At 70.0% G+C, this 17,620-nt stretch carries 19 protein-coding genes and 1 tRNA gene; 13 read left to right on the forward strand and 7 right to left on the reverse strand.

Annotation, left to right across the window (positions count from 1 at the left end; all coding sequences use genetic code 11):
• Positions 1 to 32 precede the first annotated feature (32 nt).
• Positions 33 to 1,376, reverse strand: a complete 1,344-nt coding sequence (locus KV396_RS16090; RefSeq protein WP_247956340.1) for an anthranilate synthase component I family protein — start codon at positions 1,374 to 1,376, stop codon at positions 33 to 35.
• Between the two features lie 41 nt (positions 1,377 to 1,417).
• Between KV396_RS16090 and KV396_RS16095 the strand changes: the two genes are divergently transcribed.
• From KV396_RS16095 to KV396_RS16105, 3 genes are read left to right on the forward strand one after another with little or no spacing between them, the layout of a single operon-like run.
• Positions 1,418 to 2,089 carry a DedA family protein gene (locus tag KV396_RS16095; protein WP_247956341.1) on the forward strand — a complete coding sequence of 224 codons (672 nt, stop codon included), beginning with the start codon at positions 1,418 to 1,420 and terminating at the stop codon, positions 2,087 to 2,089.
• Positions 2,090 to 2,093: 4 nt separating this feature from the next.
• Positions 2,094 to 3,119 carry an App1 family protein gene (locus tag KV396_RS16100; RefSeq protein ID WP_247632027.1) on the forward strand — a complete coding sequence of 342 codons (1,026 nt, stop codon included), beginning with the start codon at positions 2,094 to 2,096 and terminating at the stop codon, positions 3,117 to 3,119.
• 1 nt (position 3,120) lies between these two features.
• Entirely contained in the window at positions 3,121 to 3,990 is an 870-nt protein-coding gene (locus KV396_RS16105) for a 3-methyladenine DNA glycosylase (RefSeq protein ID WP_247956342.1), read from the forward strand.
• A 7-nt stretch (positions 3,991 to 3,997) separates the two neighbouring features.
• Here KV396_RS16105 and KV396_RS16110 read toward each other — a convergent pair whose 3' ends face one another.
• From KV396_RS16110 to KV396_RS16130, 5 genes are read right to left on the reverse strand one after another with little or no spacing between them, the layout of a single operon-like run.
• A complete protein-coding gene (locus tag KV396_RS16110; protein ID WP_247956343.1) occupies positions 3,998 to 5,203 on the reverse strand; it encodes a glycoside hydrolase family 3 N-terminal domain-containing protein in 1,206 nt (401 codons plus the stop codon).
• A gap of 4 nt (positions 5,204 to 5,207) precedes the next feature.
• Positions 5,208 to 5,861, reverse strand: coding sequence for an NAD(P)H-binding protein (locus KV396_RS16115; protein WP_247956344.1), 654 nt, complete (start codon positions 5,859 to 5,861; stop codon positions 5,208 to 5,210).
• Positions 5,862 to 5,871: 10 nt separating this feature from the next.
• Positions 5,872 to 6,399: a hypothetical protein gene (locus KV396_RS16120; RefSeq protein ID WP_247956345.1), complete on the reverse strand. Its 528-nt coding sequence runs from the start codon at positions 6,397 to 6,399 to the stop codon at positions 5,872 to 5,874.
• Entirely contained in the window at positions 6,396 to 7,187 is a 792-nt protein-coding gene (locus tag KV396_RS16125) for a hypothetical protein (protein ID WP_247956346.1), read from the reverse strand. The genes KV396_RS16120 and KV396_RS16125 overlap by 4 nt, the downstream gene beginning before the upstream one ends.
• A 4-nt stretch (positions 7,188 to 7,191) precedes the next feature.
• A complete protein-coding gene (locus KV396_RS16130; RefSeq protein ID WP_247956347.1) occupies positions 7,192 to 8,253 on the reverse strand; it encodes an NAD(P)-binding domain-containing protein in 1,062 nt (353 codons plus the stop codon).
• Between the two features lie 155 nt (positions 8,254 to 8,408).
• Here KV396_RS16130 and KV396_RS16135 point away from each other — a divergent pair.
• The 5 genes from KV396_RS16135 (at position 8,409) to KV396_RS16155 (ending at position 11,066) form a co-directional block, all read left to right on the forward strand.
• Positions 8,409 to 8,481: transfer RNA gene (locus KV396_RS16135), tRNA-Ala, on the forward strand.
• 139 nt (positions 8,482 to 8,620) lie between these two features.
• Positions 8,621 to 9,970 carry an MFS transporter gene (locus tag KV396_RS16140; protein WP_247956348.1) on the forward strand — a complete coding sequence of 450 codons (1,350 nt, stop codon included), beginning with the start codon at positions 8,621 to 8,623 and terminating at the stop codon, positions 9,968 to 9,970.
• Between the two features lie 136 nt (positions 9,971 to 10,106).
• Entirely contained in the window at positions 10,107 to 10,265 is a 159-nt protein-coding gene (locus KV396_RS16145; RefSeq protein ID WP_247956349.1) for a hypothetical protein, read from the forward strand.
• An 85-nt stretch (positions 10,266 to 10,350) separates the two neighbouring features.
• Entirely contained in the window at positions 10,351 to 10,611 is a 261-nt protein-coding gene (locus tag KV396_RS16150; RefSeq protein WP_247622191.1) for a hypothetical protein, read from the forward strand.
• Entirely contained in the window at positions 10,608 to 11,066 is a 459-nt protein-coding gene (locus KV396_RS16155; protein WP_247956350.1) for a BLUF domain-containing protein, read from the forward strand. The genes KV396_RS16150 and KV396_RS16155 overlap by 4 nt, the downstream gene beginning before the upstream one ends.
• Here KV396_RS16155 and KV396_RS16160 read toward each other — a convergent pair.
• Positions 11,053 to 11,874 carry a Rossmann-fold NAD(P)-binding domain-containing protein gene (locus KV396_RS16160; RefSeq protein ID WP_247632017.1) on the reverse strand — a complete coding sequence of 274 codons (822 nt, stop codon included), beginning with the start codon at positions 11,872 to 11,874 and terminating at the stop codon, positions 11,053 to 11,055. The two genes, KV396_RS16155 and KV396_RS16160, sit on opposite strands and share 14 nt — an antisense overlap.
• An 85-nt stretch (positions 11,875 to 11,959) precedes the next feature.
• On the opposite strand from KV396_RS16160, the gene KV396_RS16165 reads away from it, so the two are divergent.
• From KV396_RS16165 to KV396_RS16185, 5 genes are all read left to right on the forward strand, one after another.
• Positions 11,960 to 13,075 (forward strand): AI-2E family transporter, encoded by a 1,116-nt coding sequence (locus tag KV396_RS16165; RefSeq protein WP_247622188.1) that lies wholly within the window; start codon positions 11,960 to 11,962, stop codon positions 13,073 to 13,075.
• Between the two features lie 147 nt (positions 13,076 to 13,222).
• A complete protein-coding gene (locus KV396_RS16170; protein WP_247956351.1) occupies positions 13,223 to 13,783 on the forward strand; it encodes a hypothetical protein in 561 nt (186 codons plus the stop codon).
• 38 nt (positions 13,784 to 13,821) lie between these two features.
• The gene (locus tag KV396_RS16175; RefSeq protein WP_247956352.1) at positions 13,822 to 14,814 is read left to right on the forward strand and encodes an NAD(P)H-quinone oxidoreductase; all 993 of its coding nucleotides are present in this window, start codon (positions 13,822 to 13,824) and stop codon (positions 14,812 to 14,814) included.
• A 10-nt stretch (positions 14,815 to 14,824) separates the two neighbouring features.
• Entirely contained in the window at positions 14,825 to 16,510 is a 1,686-nt protein-coding gene (locus KV396_RS16180) for an MFS transporter (protein ID WP_247632015.1), read from the forward strand.
• Positions 16,507 to 17,589 carry an FUSC family protein gene (locus KV396_RS16185; RefSeq protein WP_247632014.1) on the forward strand — a complete coding sequence of 361 codons (1,083 nt, stop codon included), beginning with the start codon at positions 16,507 to 16,509 and terminating at the stop codon, positions 17,587 to 17,589. Before KV396_RS16180 ends, KV396_RS16185 begins: the two co-directional genes overlap by 4 nt.
• Positions 17,590 to 17,620: the final 31 nt, after the last annotated feature.

The raw sequence follows: 17,620 nt of genomic DNA on the forward strand, positions 1-17,620 counted from the left end.
AACGCACGACCAATCTGAAAGGAAAATCGGGATCAGTTCAGGATATCGGAACCCCAGGCCCCGGGCAGGACAGCGCCCAGCGCCGCGAGCGGCGCACGCGCTTTGGTCGCGACCTCGGCGACCTCAGCTACGGCATCCGATCCCCAGGTGATCCCGCCACCGGCGCCGACGGTCGCCCGCTCGCCATCGATCACGATGCTGCGGATGACCATCGCGAGATCGACGGCGCCGTCGATTCCGATGTAGCCGAAGCACCCGGCGTAGATCCCGCGCGGGCCGCCTTCGAGCGCGTGCAGGCGCGTCATGGCCGACAGCTTCGGGGCTCCGGTCATGCTGCCCGCCGGGAATGCGGCGTCGAGGAGTGAACCGACGGTCGCACCGGGCGCCGCCGTGCCGTTGACGGTGCTCACGAGCTGGTGCACCGCGGGATAGCTCTCCACGACCCACAGCCCCTCCACGCGGATGGATCCTGCGACGCAGACGCGGGAGAGATCGTTGCGCATGAGGTCGACGATCATGACGTTCTCGGCGCGTTCCTTGGGGTTGACGGCGAGCTCGGCAGCGAGAGCGGCATCCTCGATCGGATCCGCGGATCGCGGCCGCGTTCCCTTGATGGGCCGCGTGCGGATGACGCCGTCCGCGGCGAGGAGGAACTGCTCGGGGCTCGCGCTCAGCAGCGCACGCCCCTGGATCCGAACGAAACCTCCGTGGTGCGCGGGCGTCGCGGCGCGCAGTCGCGCGTAGACCGCGACCGCATCGCCGACACCGGAAGCCGAGAAGCGCGTCGTGAGGCAGAGCTGATACGCGATTCCCTGCCGGATCAGGTCACGGCAGCGCTCGATGAGGCTCGCGTACTCCGCCGGTTCGTGCCGGGCCTCGGCCACGACACCGGCGACCGGCGCCTTCGGCAGGTCGGGAAGAGCGGATGCCGCGACCGCCGCCTCCTCGACGAAGGACTCCCACTCGGCGAAGTCTCCATCGGTCTGCACCCACACCCGCCGACGCGCATGGTCGAACGCGGCGAAACGCCGCACACGCATCCACGACGCCCGGTCATCCGCGTCGCCGCCGTCGGTCGGGGCACCGGCCGCGGCCGCCCCGGTCTCGTAGTCGTGCCAGCCCACCCATCCGCCGCGGAACGGCGGTCTTTCATCGTCGGCCGCTCCCCCGTCGGCGGGAGCACCGCGGACCTCCCCGAGCGCCACATCAGCGGGCAGCGCCGACGGCTCGCCGACACCGACGAAGCTCCACCCGTTCGCCGTATCGGGACCCGCGTCGAGCCAGAACACCTCCGGCGACGAGGCCTCGAGAACACGGAAGACGTCGACGGGCTCGACCCAGACGGAAAGGGGACGAGCGGGTGGACGATGGGGCACCTTGTCAGCCTAGAACCTGGCCGCTCCCGTATTCTCGTGCTGTGGATGACCTCTTGACCTGGCTGTTCGAATTCATCCGTTCGATCGACCCCGTCACCCGCACTCTCATCGCCGGCGTCGCCGTCATGCTCGAGACCAGCGTCCTCATCGGACTCATCGTGCCCGGCGACACCGTCGTGATCATGGCCTCGATCGGCGTTCGAGGTCCGGTCGAGGCGACCGCGATGGTGATCGCCGTCGTCATCGGCGCGCTGATCGGCGAGAGCATCGGTTTCGCCCTGGGTCGCTGGCTCGGCCCCCGCATCCGCACGTCGTGGCTCGGGCGCCGGATCGGCGAGAAGAACTGGGTGCGTGCCGAGCGCTATCTGCAACGCCGCGGCGGAATCGCGATCTTCCTCTCGCGATTCCTGCCCGTGCTGCACTCGCTCGTGCCCCTCACGGTCGGCATGAGCGCATACTCCTACCGGCGTTTCCTGGCGTGGACGGCTCCCGCCTGCGTGATCTGGGCGGTCGCGTACGTCAGTGTCACCTCTCTCGCCGCGCTGACCTTCGACGAGATGGTCGATCGCGTGCACTACGCCGGATACGTCTTCGTCGGCATCATCGTCGTCTTCCTCGTCGTGGTCTACCTCGGCAAGAAGCTCCTCGAGCGCTCGGAAGCCCGCCACCTCGAGGCCCACGACGCGGAACCCGAGGCGGACGTGAAAGACTGAGCCAATGGCTTCCGCACCCCCGGCGCCCCGGATCCACTGGTTCGCCCGACTCGAACACCGCTTCCACGTGTGGCGTGAAGTTCGTGCGCGCAAGCGGGGTCGCACCGCGACGGTCGTGCCGTTCCCGGGCTATGGCGGACCCGGCTGGGTGCGCGTCGTCGGGCGCGTCCTGATCGTGCCGCCGCAGCGACGCGGTAAGGACGGGGAGCTCGCGAGCATCCGCGGCTGGCGAAGCTTCGTCGGGATCCCGGTGAGCTTCGCGAAGGTCTCGGTGCACGTCGGCGACACGGTTCACCAGGTCGTCGCCGACCGCGGCGGGGTGGTGGACGCCGTGATCCACGCGGATCTCGACGCCGGATGGCAGACGTTCCGCGTGTCGACGGAAGAGCAGGAGCCGGTCGAGGCGACCGCCTTCGTCGTCGGCGAGTCCACCACGTTCGGGGTCGTCTCCGACGTCGACGACACCGTGATGGTGACCGCTCTGCCGCGTCCGTTCATCGCGTTCTGGAACTCCTTCGTACTCGACGAGCACGCCCGCATCCCCGTGCCCGGCATGGGCGTGCTCCTCGACCAGTTGCTGCGCCAGCACCCCGGTGCTCCGATGGTGTACCTGTCGACCGGCGCATGGAACATCGCGCCGACGCTCCGGCGCTTCCTGAGCCGCCACCTCTTCCCCGCGGGTTCCATGCTCCTCACCGACTGGGGCCCCACGCACGACCGCTGGTTCCGCAGCGGCCGTGAGCACAAGCTCACCAACCTGCGTCGGCTCGCCGACGAGTTCCCGCACGTGCGCTGGCTGCTCATCGGCGACGACGGGCAGCACGACGAGGCCATCTACTCGACCTTCCTCGAGGAGCATCCCGATTCCGTCGCCGGCGTGGCGATCCGTCGTCTGCTCCCCGCGGAGGCCGTTCTCGCCGGCGGGCGCACGGATGCCGAGCCGCACGGCGACGAGGACGTGCCCTGGGTGAGCGCCGAGGACGGCGCCGGGCTCCGCGACCGGCTCGGCGACGCCGGCATCCTGGACTGACATGCCCCTCCCCCTGGACGAGGTCGACTGGCGCGTGCGGGAGCACGCCCACCAGGAGCGCGCCGACGCCCTGACCGCCGAGCACCGCTCACGGGCCGCGGCCGGGGAGAAGCATCCCGTGTGGGACTTCCTCTTCACCTACTACTCGTACAAGCCCGCGCAGTTGCGTCGCTGGCATCCCGGCGCGGGCGTCGAGCTCGCCGATGCCCCGGAGCGCGCGGGCTGGCGCTGGTACGCCGCGGGATCGGCTCCCGGCAGCGTCGTGCCCGATGCTCCGGCTTTCGCGCGCGAGAAGCCGGAACTCGCGGGACTCGTCGAACGGATGCTGCGCCGCACCGCCTCACGCCCCGGACAGTTCGGCTGCTTCGGTCTGCACGAGTGGGCCATGGTCTATCAAGCGGACGAGCACCGCCATCCCGTGCCGCTCCGGCTGGGACGAGAGGGCACCGACGCGGTGGTCGAGGCGCACGATCTGCGCTGCACGCACTTCGATGCCTTCCGCTTCTTCACCCCTGAGGCCGTGCCCCTCAACCGCTCGGCGCTCACGCGCGAAGAGCAGCCGCTGTTCGAGCAGCCGGGCTGCCTGCACGCGGGGATGGACCTCTACAAGTGGGCGACAAAGCTCGGTCCCCTTGTTCCGGGTGAGCTGCTGCTCGATGCGTTCGAGCTCGCACGCGACATCCGCCTGCTCGACATGCAGGCCGCCCCTTACGACCTCTCGGCCTGGAACGTCGAGCCGGTGCCGATCGAGACGAGCGAGGGCAAGGCAGAGTACGTGCGCCGCCAGCGGGTCTTCGCCGACCGCGGTGTGGCATTGCGCGCGGCGCTGCTCGATGCGTGGCTCGGCGATGCGGAGACCGCGGCCGCGTAAGGCGAGCTCAGCCGGCGGGCGTGCAGTCCTCGCACACCGACCAGTCGGCGGTGTCAGCGGCCAGCTCGAGGCGCAGCTCCCTGACGCGGGTCGCCGCGTCGGCGAGTCGCTCGGCCGGCAGGTCGCCGGACTCCACGGCGGCGACCAGTCCCGCGACCATCCGACCGGCGGTCTCGGGCGTGGACCCCGCGATCATGAGCACGAGGTCGTTGCCCGCGGCGATCGCAGCGACGCCGTTCGCCACCGGATCCGCGTAGGCGGGGTCACCCGACGAGAGCAGCATGCCCAGATCGTCGGTCACCATGACGCCCTCGAAACCGAGTTCCTCGCGAGCGATCCGATGCCACTCGGCCGACATCGACGCGGGCGCGGGATCGACCGCGGTGTAGGCGAGGTGTCCGAACATCAGCAGCGAGGCACCCGCATCGATCCCGGCGGCGAACGGGGGCTCGTCGGCCGTGCGCCACTGCTCCTTCGACATCGGCGTCGTCGGGATCGCGTGATGCGAATCCCCCTCCGCCGCTCCGTGTCCCGGGAAGTGCTTAAGAGTCGAAGCGAGGAACCCCTCCTGCGCCGTCGTCGCCGCCGTGACGCGCTCCGAGGCCGACGACGGGTCGGTACCGAGAGCCCGCCCATAGATGAAGGATGCGGAATCCGCGGTGATGTCGGCGACGGTGCCGAAGTTGACATTGACCCCGGCGCGGGCGACCAGTGAGGCCCGTGCCGTGAAGGCATCCGTCGTGTCCTCCACCGGCGCGGACTTCAGGGTCGTCGATGCCGCGAACGCGTCGGACGGCAGACGCGAGACGATCCCGCCCTCCTGGTCGATCGCGATCAGCGGAGGAAGCGACTCGTCGACCGTCAACGCGGAGGTGAGCGCGCGCAGCTCCGGCTCGGTGGCGGGGATGTTCGACCCCATCAGGATGAAGCCGCCGAGTCCCTGCTGCATGTACGCGTGGAGAGCCGCGGGATCCGTCACCGGGATGTGTCCCATCACGACGCTCGCCGCCTGCTCGGCGACGCTCATGCCGCGCACCTCGGCCTTCGCGCGCGCAGCGGGACCGAGAGCCGCGGGGGTCGCGGCATCCGTCTGCTGCCTCTGGGTGGCCGGCCGCGCGGTCTCCGAGGGCGTCTGCGCCGCCGCGGGTGCCGCGACCGCCGCCACCGCGAGGGCGGCGACGGTCGCGAGCATCCAGCGACGCAGCGCTCTCATCCGATCAGCTCAGCGCCTCGGCGATGGGCAGGGCGGCGTCGGCCGCTCCGTTGCCGAACCGGATGGTGCGCCCGAACGTCGACGGCTCGACGAGCGCGGCAGCGATGACCGCGGCGACGTCCGCACGCGACACCTCGCCCTTGCCGTCGGGGTCGAGCACGATGCGACCGGTCGGGTCGTCGAACGTGAGGGTGCCGGGGCCGAGGATCGTGCCGTCGAGGTCGGTGGAGCGCAGGTGCTCGTCGGCCGCCCACTTCGCATCGGCGTAGGCGAAGAAGCCGTCGCTCTCGGGCACGCCGTGGTCGGCGGTCGAGCCGATCCACGACACCATCACGTAGCGGCGGACTCCCGCGACCTCGGCCGCGTCCATCGAGCGGATCGCGGCATCGCGGTCGACCGCATAGGTGCGCTGCGCGTCTCCCCCACCGGCGCCGGCCGACCAGACGACCGCGTCGTGATCGCGGATCAGATCGGCGATCCCGGCGACATCGAGCGACTCGATGTCGGCTACGAGCGGACGCGCGCCCGTGGCCTCGACATCGGCGATGTGCTGGGGGTTGCGGATGACGGCGGTCACCTCGTCGCCGCGGGCGACCAGGAGCGGGGCGAGCAGCAGGGCGATACGGCCGTGCCCTCCGAAGACGATGATGCGGGACATGCGATTCTCCTCACTCCGGCAGCTGAGAGCTGTCGATCACGAAAGCTTGCGGATGGCTCGGAAGGTAGCGTACGACCACACCCTGACCGCCCGGTATGTACGCATCGCGATCGGGGAAGACGGCCGGGCTGAAGAAGTTGCTCTCGAGGGTGTACTCCACCCCGTCGCCCGTGGTGAAGGTGACCCAGTCGCCGTCGAGCGTTCCCACGGTCGGGCGGCCGTTGTCGTAGATGTACGCGCGCGTGACCGGCACACCGGTCAGGCTCAGGATGCCGATGACGAGGTTCGCGAGCATCACGAAGGCGAGGATGCGGAACAGCACGCGCACGGTCGTTCCTCCGATGTCGCGGCGTGTCGCGCCACCCTCCGGGAGGAGGCCCTCGCGCTCCCGCACATGGCGCAGCGCCGCACCTGGACTCGTGCGTTTCGCCGAGATCGCGAACAGTCCGAGGATCGAGAAGCCGGCGATGAAGACCATCGCGTAGGCGTGGGAGGCGGGGAAGTTCAGCAGCCAGAACAGGGTGTCGAGGGGGTTCATCGCCCGGCCTCCTTCTCGATCGTCACGGCCACGGTCTGCGGATCCTCCCGGCGGTAGAACGCCCAGATCGGGGCGCCGACCTGCAGATGCGGGATCGCCTGCGGGTACACGAACACCGTGGTGTCGGCCTCCCAGGTCTCCCCTCCCTCGGGCGCGAGCAGCACCCGCAGCGCGAGTTCGGACTGGCCTTCACGACGGCGCCCGGTGGGCCGGATCTCGAGAACGGATGCCGGGACCTGCGTACCGGTCGTGCGCGCCGGCACCTGGCGCGGGTCGATCAGTCCGCGGTCGATGCGCCACTGCAGCAGCGCCTCGCTCACCGCCGGATCGGACGGATCAACGAGTTCGAGGGCGTCGTGGTCGCCGGGCCGGTACCGCACCGCGAGGGGTTGGCCGACCTGCAGCGCCCCCACATCGGCGAGCGGCACGAGGGTGCGCAGCTGTGCCACGAAGTCGTCGCCATCGGTCGGGGTCACGCGGAGGAAGATGTCGTACTGAGGCACGTCATTGATGGTCGTTCCCGTGGTCTCGACCTCGACGATGCGTCCGATACCGATCCGTGCGTCACCCGCGCGTGCGAGTCGTCGGCGGGCGGGGCCGAGCATCACGCCCCCGAAGGTGAGGAGAAGCCCCCAGGCCACGCCGATCATGATCGGGGCACCGAGGCTGTCGCCCCCGAAAGGGAGGATCGACTGCCGCTGATCGATTCCGAAGAGCCCCTCGCCCGTCCAGATCACCAGCCAGGCGGTGAGCAGCAACCAGACGATCAGCAGTGCGAGGCGAAGCATGCCTTCAGCGTATCGAGGGAACGTTCGCCAGCGCTCGCCGCACTCCGGTCGCGGCAGAGCGCCCTGCACGGTTCGCCCCGATCGTGCTCGCCGAGGGCCCGTAACCCACGAGCTGGATCCGGGGATCGGCGACGGCCGTCGTTCCCCGGCCGCCACGATCGAGCTGGATGCCACCCGCGGCGCTGCGCAGGTGCAGCGGGGCGAGGTGACCGATCGCGGGCCGGAACCCGGTCGCCCAGAGGATCACGTCGACGCGCTCGAACGATCCGTCGGCCCAGCGCACGCCGTCGGGTTCGATCCGCGTGAACATGGGTCGCCGTGCAGAGTATGCCCCCAGGCGCTCGGCTTCTCGCTCCTGTTCGCGGAGCATGAGCCCGGTGACGCTCACGACGCTCTGCGGCGGCAGCCCCTGCGCGACGCGCTGCTCGACGAGTGCGACCGCCGCCGCGCCCGCCTCGGGCGTGAAGTCGTCGGTGCGCCAGACCGGCTCGCGCCGCGTCACCCAGATGGTGTCGGTGATCGGGGCGAGCGCGCCGAGGAACTGGACAGCGGATGCCCCGCCCCCGACCACGAGCACGCGCTTCCCTCGGAAGTGCTCGGGGCCGGGGTAATCGATCGTGTGCAGCTGCTCGCCGAGGAACGTCTCCATGCCCGGGTAGTGCGGCAGGAACGGATGCGTCCAGGTGCCGGTCGCGTTCACCAGGGTGCGCGAGCGCCACTGCCGCTCCCCCGCCCGCGTCACGAGCACCCCGTCCTCGTCGTCCACGCGATCGACCGTGGCGGGGCGGATGATCGGAAGGACATGGGCGCGCTCGTAGGCGGCGAAGTAGGCGGGGACGACGACGTTGGCGCGCTGGCCGTCGCGCGGCGGCGGAGTGTCGCCCGGGAGCTCTGCGACCCCGTGCACGTCGCGCATCGTCAGGGCATCCCATCGGTGCTGCCAGGCTCCGCCCGGCTCGGCGTCGGAATCGAGCACCACGTGCGAGATGCCGAGCCGCGTCAGGTGGTACGACGCCGACAGTCCGGCCTGACCCGCGCCGATCACGATGCTGTCGAGGATGCTCACGCTGACGTGAACGTGCGGGCACCCGCCGTTGTTCCCCCGGGGCTCTCGTACCTGTTCCGCATCACGACGCGCCCGGGCGGCTCGCGCCGATTGGTGTTGAGCTCGCGACCTGTAGTACGCTTTTCGAGTTGCCCCGGTCAGTCCGGAGCGATTCTGGGCCTGTGGCGCAGCTGGTAGCGCACCTGCATGGCATGCAGGGGGTCAGGGGTTCGAGTCCCCTCAGGTCCACCGAAGATGAGAAGCCCCGCGAGAGATCGCGGGGCTTTTCTCATGCCCGGCGCGGCGACGATGATAGCGGGAGTGACAAGAATCCTGTTTCCTGTAGGATTCTTGCGACCATGACCCTCGCAACGACGCAGGAGCCCTCATGAACGCTTCCCCTACCACCCCCACGAAGAAGAACTCGATGCTCGGCGTCGGCGCCGCAGCCCTCGTCGGCTCGGCCCTCGAGTGGTACGACTTCTACCTGTACGGCACGGCCGCAGCTCTGGTCTTCAACCGGATCATCTTCGTCAACTCCGACCCCGTCGTGGCCACGCTCGCCGCCTTCGCGACCTTCGCCGTCGGTTACCTGATCCGCCCCCTGGGCGGTCTCATCTTCGGCCGGATGGGCGACACCCTCGGACGCAAGCGCGTGCTCGTGCTGACCCTGCTGATCATGGGCGTCGCGACGTTCCTGATGGGGCTCACCCCCTCCTACGAGCAGATCGGCATCTGGGCACCGATCATGCTGATCGTCCTCCGCCTCGTGCAGGGCATCGGTGCCGGAGCGGAGTTCGGCGGGGCGGCCATCTTCTCGGTCGAGCACGCCGACCCGCGACGCCGCGGCCTGCACGGCGCCTGGCCGTCGGCCGGCGTCTACCTCGGTCTGCTGATGGCCTCGGGTGTCTTCGCCGTCGTCACCCAGCTGCCCGAGGATCAGTTCCTCGCCTGGGGCTGGCGCATCCCGTTCCTGCTCAGCGCCGTCGTCGTGATCGTGGCGTTGATCATCCGTCTCCGCCTCGCCGAGAGCCCCGCATTCGTCGCGATGCAGGCCGAAGAGCACGCTCCCGTCTCCCCCGTGAAGACCGTCTTCGCGCAGGAGAAGACCGGCATGCTCACCCTCTTCCTCGCTCAACTGCCCCAGAACGTCGTCTCGTCGATCAACCTCGCCTTCATCACCGCGTACCTGGTCGGAAACCTGCAGCTGTCGGCATCCGTCGGCCCCGTCGCCACCACGATCGGCACGGCCGTGACGATGGTGCTGCTGCCCGCGTTCGGCGCCCTTTCCGACCGGATCGGCCGACGTCCGGTGATCCTGTTCGGCATCGTCTTCTCGGGGATCTTCGCGTTCCCTTACTTCTGGCTCATCGGCGGCGGAGAGGCACCGGCACTCGTCGTCATGGCGATCGTGCTGAGCTTGGGCCTCGGGGTGGGCGCGATGTTCGGCCCCCAGGCGGCCTACTTCGCCGAGCTCTTCACCGGCGGCGCTCGGTTCACGGGCCTCGCGTTCTCGCGGGAACTCGCCGGTGCCGTCAGCGCGGGCACGACACCGCTGATCGCCGTGGCCCTCGTCGCGGCGACCGGCGGTGCGACCTGGGCGGTCTCGCTGTTCATCGTCGCGGCCTGCGTCGTGGGAGCGATCGCGGTCTTCTTCGGCGGCGAGACGCGTGGGCGCCGGATGAGCGCGACGACCGTCGCCGATCTGAAGGCGTCCACCGGGTCGTTCGAGCGCTGACGCTGCGGGTCGTCGCTCGGATGCTGTGAGCGATGCCGTGCGGCGACGAGCACGAACGACCAACCGAAGTCAACGACCTCGACCGCCACGCCGTCGGGCGGGACGATGATCTCCCGCACTCGAGACAGGAGATCAGATGAGCACCCCCGATTCGCCCGAGACTGACGACCCGCGCACCTACGACGGCCCGGATTCCGACATCGCCGCAGGGAACATCACCGACGCGGACTTCACCACCGACGCTCCGGAAGGCACCTCTGCCGAGGAGGAGACGGACGCGGACGGCGGAGCATAGGAGGGCTTCGGCTCTGCCTGCCGTACGGGGCGTGCTGAGCGCAAGGGGGAAGACGATGTCGGCGGCACGCCCTAACGTTCACGTTGTGAACGATCCTGATCAGCACCCCGACGACGTCCTCTGGGCGTGCGTCGAAGACGGATTCCATGTTGGCAGTCGCGGTGGGGACTTCCTCGGTTACGTCGACCGGCGGGCGGACGGGCAGTACGCCGCTTTCGATGCGCGATCGCGGGAGATCGGCGCGTTCGCGTCGCTTCACGAAGCGACGGATGCCGTCACCGCTTCGTCGACGCCGAGCACGCCCCTGTCCACCGCGGGCGACGAACTCGTCGGAGGTGACAGATGAGCGCCGACCTGATCTCCGTCGTCTACACGAGTACCGCGTCGCAGCCGTTCCGCAGCTCCGCTCTCGAAGACCTCCTCACGACCTGCCGACGCCTGAACACGCAGAGAGGTGTCACCGGCATGCTCCTCTACCGCGACGGGCGGTTCATCCAGATCCTCGAGGGGGCGCCCGACGTCATCGATCGTCTCATCGAGACGATCCGTCGCGACCATCGCCACCACGACCTCCGGATCCTTCTCCGCGACGGGATCGCGGAGCGTCGCTTCAGCGACTGGACCATGGGTTACCGGCCCCTCCGCGATTTCTCCGGCGGCATCCCCGAGGGGTATCGGGATTCGTTCGACGACCTCGACGAGGGGGCGGATGCCGAGACCGCTCGGCGCGCGCTGGCCGAACTGACGCTGTGGTTCCGCGTGCGGTCGGTCCCCTCCGTCCCCTCCGTCACCGGTGCATAGCGTCGTACCCGGATCGGAACGACGGGAACTCGAGCGGCCCGACGACCCTGCGAAGGAGTGCGCCGTCCAACACATGGCCCGAATCGCGGTGAGCCCCCGCATCCGGCGGCGGCTCCACACCGAGCAGATCGGCGATGTAGGTCACGACCTCGCCGAGCCGGACCGGCTCTTCGTCGACGGCGTGCAGAAGCACGGGTGGAGAGGCCATGCGCAGAAGCGTGTCGATCGTGCGGACGAGATCGCTCTCATGGATGCGGTTGGTCCAGCGCCGATAGTCCACCTCCGCGTGCTCCCGCACGCGGCGGATCAAGAAGTCCCTGCCCGGGCCGTAGATGCCCGCAGGGCGGAGCACGACCGCAGACAACAGCTCCTGCGCGGCGAGCTCTCCATCGCGGATCGCCTGCGCGCGCTCGGTCTGCGGGTGCGGCAGCGTGCGCTCCGTCAGCACATGGTCGGGCTCCTCGCCCGCGAAGACGCCCGTCGAGGACACGAACACCGTGCGCTCCGGGATCGCCGGCAAGGCGCGGACGATATGGCCGAGCGCTACGCGGTACGCGTCGACCCCCTCTCCCGGTGGAAGGGTGACAACCAGCGAATCGATCGCCGGGAGCTCGACGGGCAACGGCGACGCGACGTCTGCCTCGATACCGATCACGCCGGCGGGCAGGTCGGATGCCGAGCGGCGAAGCGCGAACACCTCGCTCCCGTCCGAGATCAACGAGGGGGCCAGCCGAGCGCCGAGCTTGCCGAATCCGACGAGCAGGGTGCGTCGAACCGGCCTCGTCTCGTGAGCGGGGAAGGTGTTCATCCCTCCAACCTGCCACAGAGCGTCAGGGGCGGTTGCTAGGTTGGACACTCACGGTGCGCGAGCGCCGGCGAACGGGAGGAAACCGATGGGACTGTTCCGACGACCGGAGATGCCGAAGCCCGCCGAGCCGGGGCTCTGGTCCCGAGGGTTCGGTGTCGTCGCGACCCGCAGCCTGCAGACCCTGATCGTGCTCGCTCTCGTCGCCGTCGGCGTGCTCGTGATCACGCAGCTCTCCCTCGTCTTCATCCCCGTGACGATCGCGCTGATCCTCGCGAGTGCGATCCATCCGCTCGTCGCCCTGATGCGCCGTCGCGGGATGCCGTCGATCCTCGCCACCTGGATCGCCTTGATCGGCATCCTCGCCGTGCTCGGCGGCGTCGTCTGGGTGATCGTGCTCACCGTGCGATCGCAGTGGGACGACCTCGTCGACTCCGCCACCGACGGCATCGCACAGGTCACCGACTGGCTCGGCACCCTCCCGTTCGACTTCGGGGCCATCGACCTCGACGACGTCTGGGCCAACGCGCAGGACTTCCTCACGAGCGCCTCGTTCGGTCAGGGCGCCCTGGCCGGTGTCTCGGCCACCGCGAGCTTCTTCACCGGCCTCGCGCTGATGATCGTCGTGCTGTTCTTCTTCCTCAAGGACGGCCCCCGCATCTGGGAGTTCCTGCTGCGCCCCTTCACCGGCGAGAGCTACGAGCGGGCGCGCCGGATCGGTGACAAGACCGTCGACGTGTTCGGCGGCTACATCCGCGGCACGTCGATCGTCGCCGCGGCCGACGCGCTGGGTATCGGCATCGGCCTCGCGATCCTGCAGATCCCGCTCGCGATCCCGCTCGCCGTGATCGTCTTCCTCACCGCCTTCATCCCCCTGGTCGGCGCGACGGCCGCCGGCATCCTCGCCGCTCTCGTGGCCCTCGTGACGCACGGCCCGGTGGCGGCGCTGATCGTGGTCGGCATCGTGGTGCTCGTCAACCAGCTCGAGGGCAACTTCCTGCAGCCGGTCGTCATGGCGCGGTCGCTGAAGCTGCATGCCCTCGTCATCCTGCTGGCCCTGACCGCGGGCACGATCCTCGGCGGCATCGTCGGCGCCGTGCTCTCGGTACCGCTCGCCGCGGTCGCCTGGGGAATCATCACCGTGTGGGACGGACCGCACACGCCTGCTCGCCCCTTCCGCAAGAAGCGGTCCGAGACCGTCTGACGCGCGCCTCGACAGCCGACGAAGCACTCCCCGTCCTTCGTCGGATGCCCCGTGCCGGGCGATGTGGGGAGATGGAGGAACGCAAGGACGACACCGGGAATCCTGCGTTGCTCTCCCCTCCACCCGGCACGAACGAAGGATCCCCTCATGGCTGTCACCGTCCGCTCCGACCTGGTGCTCTCCCACGCCGTCGTCACCTCCGATGTGACCGGCAACTTCGACGACGTCGACATCGAGTCCTGGCTCAAGAACCTGCCCACCCACGAGTACCAGCGCTGCGCGCCCGGCGACCACAAGGCGGCCGGCTACACGGTCGACGACGACGGCACGCCCATGTCGATCAACGTCGAGGTCATCGGCACCGGCCTCGTGATCCAGCAGTACCGCTACGAGGTCGCGAGCAAGCACTACTGCAAGATGGTGTCGATCTCCGACATCCTCACCCCGACCGGTTGGACCACCACGCAGGTGATCTGGGAGCTGGGCATGGAGCAGCTGGAGGGCGACCAGCTGCGCTACGTCAACACCGTCACCTCGCACCCGACCGAGGAGTTCCTCGAGTTCATCACGGCCAGCGGCGCGACGTTCGAAGAGGCCGCCGCGGCACGCCAGAAGGCCTCCTGCCAGCACTGCGAGCTCGAAGCCCCGCACTACGCGCAGAGCATCATCGCGTACGCGAAGAGCAACCCGGCCACGGCCGCCGCCTGAGCGTTCCCGCTCTCACCCGATCCGAGAGAAGGCATCCCATGACCTCCGCCGTCCGTTTCACGCATCCGGGCCCGCCCGAGGTGCTGCGTCTGGTGCCGGTCGCGCGGCCCGAACCGGCCGCCCACGAGGTGCGCATCCGCGTGCATGCGGCGGGGATCAACAACGCCGACCTGCTCGAGCGCCGGGGCCACTATCCGGTCCCTCCGGGGGCGCCGGAAGGCCCCGGCCTCGAGTGCGCCGGCGTGATCGACGCGGTGGGCGCGGATGTCGACGGCTGGAGCATCGGCGACGAGGTGTGCGCCCTGCTCGCCGGGGGCGGCTACGCCGAGGAGGTCCTCGCGCCGGCGACGCAGGTCATGCGGAAGCCGCGCTCTCTCACGATGGTCGAGGCAGCGGGTCTTCCCGAGGTCGCCTGCACGGTGTATTCCAATCTCGGCATGATCGCCGGTCTCACCGCCGGGCAGACCGTGCTCGTGCACGGCGGGGCGGGTGGCATCGGCTCGTTCGCGGTGCAGTGGGCGAAAGCGATCGGCGCCAGAGTCATCGCGACGGCCGGCAGCGCCGCGAAGACGGCGGCGGCCCGCGCGTTCGGTGCCGACGTGGCCATCAATTACCGCGATGAGGACTTCGCCGCGGCCACGCTCGTCGCCACGGACGGACGCGGCGTCGACGCCATCCTCGACATCGTCGGTGCTCCGTACCTCGAGCGCAACATCGAGAGCCTCGCCCTCGACGGCCACCTCGTGATCATCGGAGGGACGACCGGGCCGACGACGCTCGACCTGTGGGAGCTGATGTCGCGCCGGGCGAGCGTCTCGGCCACGCTCCTGCGTGCACGGCCGGCCGCGCAGAAGGCCGCGATCGTCGCCGGCGTCATCCGCGATGTCCTCCCGCTCGTCGACAGCGGTGCGATCCGCGGCGCCGTGGATGCCGTCTTCCCGCTCGCCGAGGCCGGCCGTGCGCATGCGCTGCTGGAGAGCGGGACGACCGTCGGCAAGGTCGTGCTCGATGCGACCGCCGAGCGGCTCTGACGGCACGCGCATGGACCGCCCGCCCGAAACGAAGCCCGCGACGGGTGACCGCCCCGTCCCGAACGATCCTGCGCACGACCGCATCTGGGCGCCGCTCGCCGTCCCGATCTTCCGCGCACTCTGGATCACCGCGCTCGTCAGCAACATCGGCACCTGGATGCAGACCGTCGGCGCGCAGTGGTTCATGGTCGAGCAGCACACGCATCCTCTGCTCATCGCTCTGATCCAGACGGCATCCGCCGCGCCCGTGCTGCTGCTCGGCATCCCGGCCGGGGTGCTCGGGGAGTTCCTGAACCGCCGATCGCTGCTCATCTGGATGCAGACGCTGCAGGTCCTTCTGAGCGCTGCCCTGGTGACTCTCACCGCGACCGGCGAGATGACGCCGTACCTGCTGCTGATCATCACTCTGCTGCTCGGCGGGGCGACCGCGGTGCAGCTGCCGGCGTACCAGGCGCTTGCGACCGAGATCGTGCCGGTGCGGCTGGTGCCGATGGCGGCGTCGCTGAGCGCGGTCTCGGTCAACATCGCCCGCGCGATCGGTCCCGCGATCGCCGGAGTACTGCTGTCGGGTTTCGGCGTCGCTTTCGTGTTCGGTATGAACCTCCTCTCGTTCGCCGCGTTCCTCGTCGTGCTCGTCACCTGGCGCAGCTACCGTCCGGATGCGCGACAGGCCGAGCGCTTCGTCGACGCGGCACGGGCGGGAGTCCGCTACGTCACCCGCGCCGCCGTCGTACGGCGCATGTACGTGCGGCTCGGGGCGTTCGTCGTGCCCGGCAGCGTTCTCTACGCGCTCCTCCCCCTCATCGCGACAGAGCGGCTGGGGCTCGACTCCGCCGGCTACGGTCTGCTGCTGGCGGGGATCGGCGTCGGATCGATCGGCGCGGCCTTCCTCATGCCCGTGTTCCGTTCGTGGGGAGCCAACCGCACGGTGCTCGCGGCATCCGTCCTCTTCGGCGCGGCCACCATCGGCGTCGCCCTCTCGCCGACGATCGTGCTCGCCCTGCCCCTTCTCGCCCTCGCCGGTGCCGCGTGGATCGGCGTCGTCGCCACGCTGAACGGCGCGGTGCAATCGTTCCTGCCGGTGTGGGTGCGGGCGCGGGGGCTCTCGGTGTACCAGATGGTGCTGTACGGCTCGATGGCGGCGGGCGGGCTTCTCAGCGGTGTGGTCGCCGGCTGGGTCGGTGCCACCGCGGTGACCGCCGCCGCGGGCGTGGTCACGCTGCTGGTCGCGGCCTCGCAACTCCTCTGGCCGTTGCTCGAGACCGCCGACAAGAAGCGCGAGACGTTCGCGCTCCCTCTCGCCGAAGCGTCCGTGGACGTCGATGGCACGAGCCCCACCCTCGTTCTCGTGCGCTACGACGTCACGCCCGAGAACGTCGATGCCTTCCGCGCGCAGATGCGCCTCGTCGAGCACAGCCGGCGGCGCACGGGCGCGCGCACCTGGGCGCTCTACCAGGACCGCGAGGACGGCGGCTGGGTCGAAGCCTTCGGCGTCGGCAGCTGGGACGAGCACCTGCAGCAGCACCGAGCACGACTGACCCGCTACGACCAGACGGTGATCGAGACGGCGGGCGCGCTCGCGAACTCGGTGGAGGTCGAACATCTGGTCGAGACGGCGGATGCCGCAACTCCCCGCCGCGCCCATCATGCGGGCGCCGCGCACCACTCCCCGCCCCACCCCGCCGCGCCCTCATGAGCCGGCCCTCCCGGACGCTCCGCGAGCTCACCGCCGTCACTCCCTCGCCCGGTTCCTGGGTCGCCGCGACCCAGGCGATGCTCGCTGTCGTCCTGCCCGCCGTCGTGTTCACCGCCGCCGGGGCCGCATCGCTCGGTCTGCTCGCCTCGTTCGGCGCTCTCGTCGTCATGTACCTCTCCGGACGCAGCCGTCGCGAGCGCGCGGCCAAGCTCCCCGTGATCGCGGCGGGCTTCGTCCTGGGATCCCTGCTCGGAATCCTCACCGGCGATTCCCTCACCGCGAGTCTGCTCGCGATCGGCGCTGTCGCGATCGCGTTCTCCTTCCTGAGCCTCGCCTTCGATGTCGGCCCGCCGGGAGCGATCTTCCCCGTCCTGACGACGGGGTCGATGGGGCAGCTCACGGCACCCGCCTCGTCCGGTGGGGCCGCGATGGACCCCGGCGTCGTCCTGGCGACGATCGTCGTCGGGATCCTCGCGGGCTATGCCGCGGTCGTCGCTCCGCTGCTCGTCCCCGCGGTGCGGCGACGCGATGCCCTCGCCCCGGCGGATCATGGCTGGACGTTCACCTTCACGCCGGAGTCGGCGCGCATCCTCGCACGGCTCACGGTCGGGATCCTCCTCGCCCTGCTCGTCAGCGCCGCGCTCGGTCTGCACCACGCGGCCTGGGTGCTGCTCGCGGTGCTCGGCATCCTCCAGAAGGATGCCGACGTGCACCGCGGCACGATCAGGATGGCGCAGCGCGTGCTCGGCACCGCCCTGGGCGGCGCACTCGCGCTGCTCTTCCTCCTCTGGACACCGGAGCGACTCGCGCTGCTCACGATCGTCGGCGTGCTCGTGTTCGGCTTCGTGGCGCTGGTGCGACGCAATCTGCTCTTCGCGTTGATGCTGGTGACGCCCATGGCGCTCCTGCTCGTCACGGGCGGAGACCGTGACCGCCTGCTGGAATCGGTGCTCGCGCGCGTCGGCGACACGGCGATCGGAGCGGTGGTCGCCGTGCTCGTCCTCGGTGCTGTGCTCCTGAGCCGCCGCGCGGGTCGGCGCCTTCCCGCCTCCCCGACGCACACGAAGGGGGCGGTGTGACCTTTCGGTCGCACCGCCCCCTTCGTCCGGT

The sequence above is a fragment of the Microbacterium galbinum genome, assembly GCF_023101185.1.
Classification (GTDB): Bacteria; Actinomycetota; Actinomycetes; order Actinomycetales; family Microbacteriaceae; genus Microbacterium; species Microbacterium galbinum.

Coding starts and splice junctions, on each gene's coding strand:
- KV396_RS16100 (WP_247632027.1), top strand. CDS start 2,094: ATGGCTTCCGCACCCCCGGCGCCCCGGATCCACTGGTTCGCCCGACTC.
- KV396_RS16105 (WP_247956342.1), top strand. CDS start 3,121: ATGCCCCTCCCCCTGGACGAGGTCGACTGGCGCGTGCGGGAGCACGCC.
- KV396_RS16110 (WP_247956343.1), bottom strand. CDS start 5,203: ATGAGAGCGCTGCGTCGCTGGATGCTCGCGACCGTCGCCGCCCTCGCG.
- KV396_RS16115 (WP_247956344.1), bottom strand. CDS start 5,861: ATGTCCCGCATCATCGTCTTCGGAGGGCACGGCCGTATCGCCCTGCTG.
- KV396_RS16120 (WP_247956345.1), bottom strand. CDS start 6,399: ATGAACCCCCTCGACACCCTGTTCTGGCTGCTGAACTTCCCCGCCTCC.
- KV396_RS16125 (WP_247956346.1), bottom strand. CDS start 7,187: ATGCTTCGCCTCGCACTGCTGATCGTCTGGTTGCTGCTCACCGCCTGG.
- KV396_RS16140 (WP_247956348.1), top strand. CDS start 8,621: ATGAACGCTTCCCCTACCACCCCCACGAAGAAGAACTCGATGCTCGGC.
- KV396_RS16145 (WP_247956349.1), top strand. CDS start 10,107: ATGAGCACCCCCGATTCGCCCGAGACTGACGACCCGCGCACCTACGAC.
- KV396_RS16155 (WP_247956350.1), top strand. CDS start 10,608: ATGAGCGCCGACCTGATCTCCGTCGTCTACACGAGTACCGCGTCGCAG.
- KV396_RS16160 (WP_247632017.1), bottom strand. CDS start 11,874: ATGAACACCTTCCCCGCTCACGAGACGAGGCCGGTTCGACGCACCCTG.
- KV396_RS16165 (WP_247622188.1), top strand. CDS start 11,960: ATGGGACTGTTCCGACGACCGGAGATGCCGAAGCCCGCCGAGCCGGGG.
- KV396_RS16170 (WP_247956351.1), top strand. CDS start 13,223: ATGGCTGTCACCGTCCGCTCCGACCTGGTGCTCTCCCACGCCGTCGTC.
- KV396_RS16175 (WP_247956352.1), top strand. CDS start 13,822: ATGACCTCCGCCGTCCGTTTCACGCATCCGGGCCCGCCCGAGGTGCTG.
- KV396_RS16180 (WP_247632015.1), top strand. CDS start 14,825: ATGGACCGCCCGCCCGAAACGAAGCCCGCGACGGGTGACCGCCCCGTC.
- KV396_RS16185 (WP_247632014.1), top strand. CDS start 16,507: ATGAGCCGGCCCTCCCGGACGCTCCGCGAGCTCACCGCCGTCACTCCC.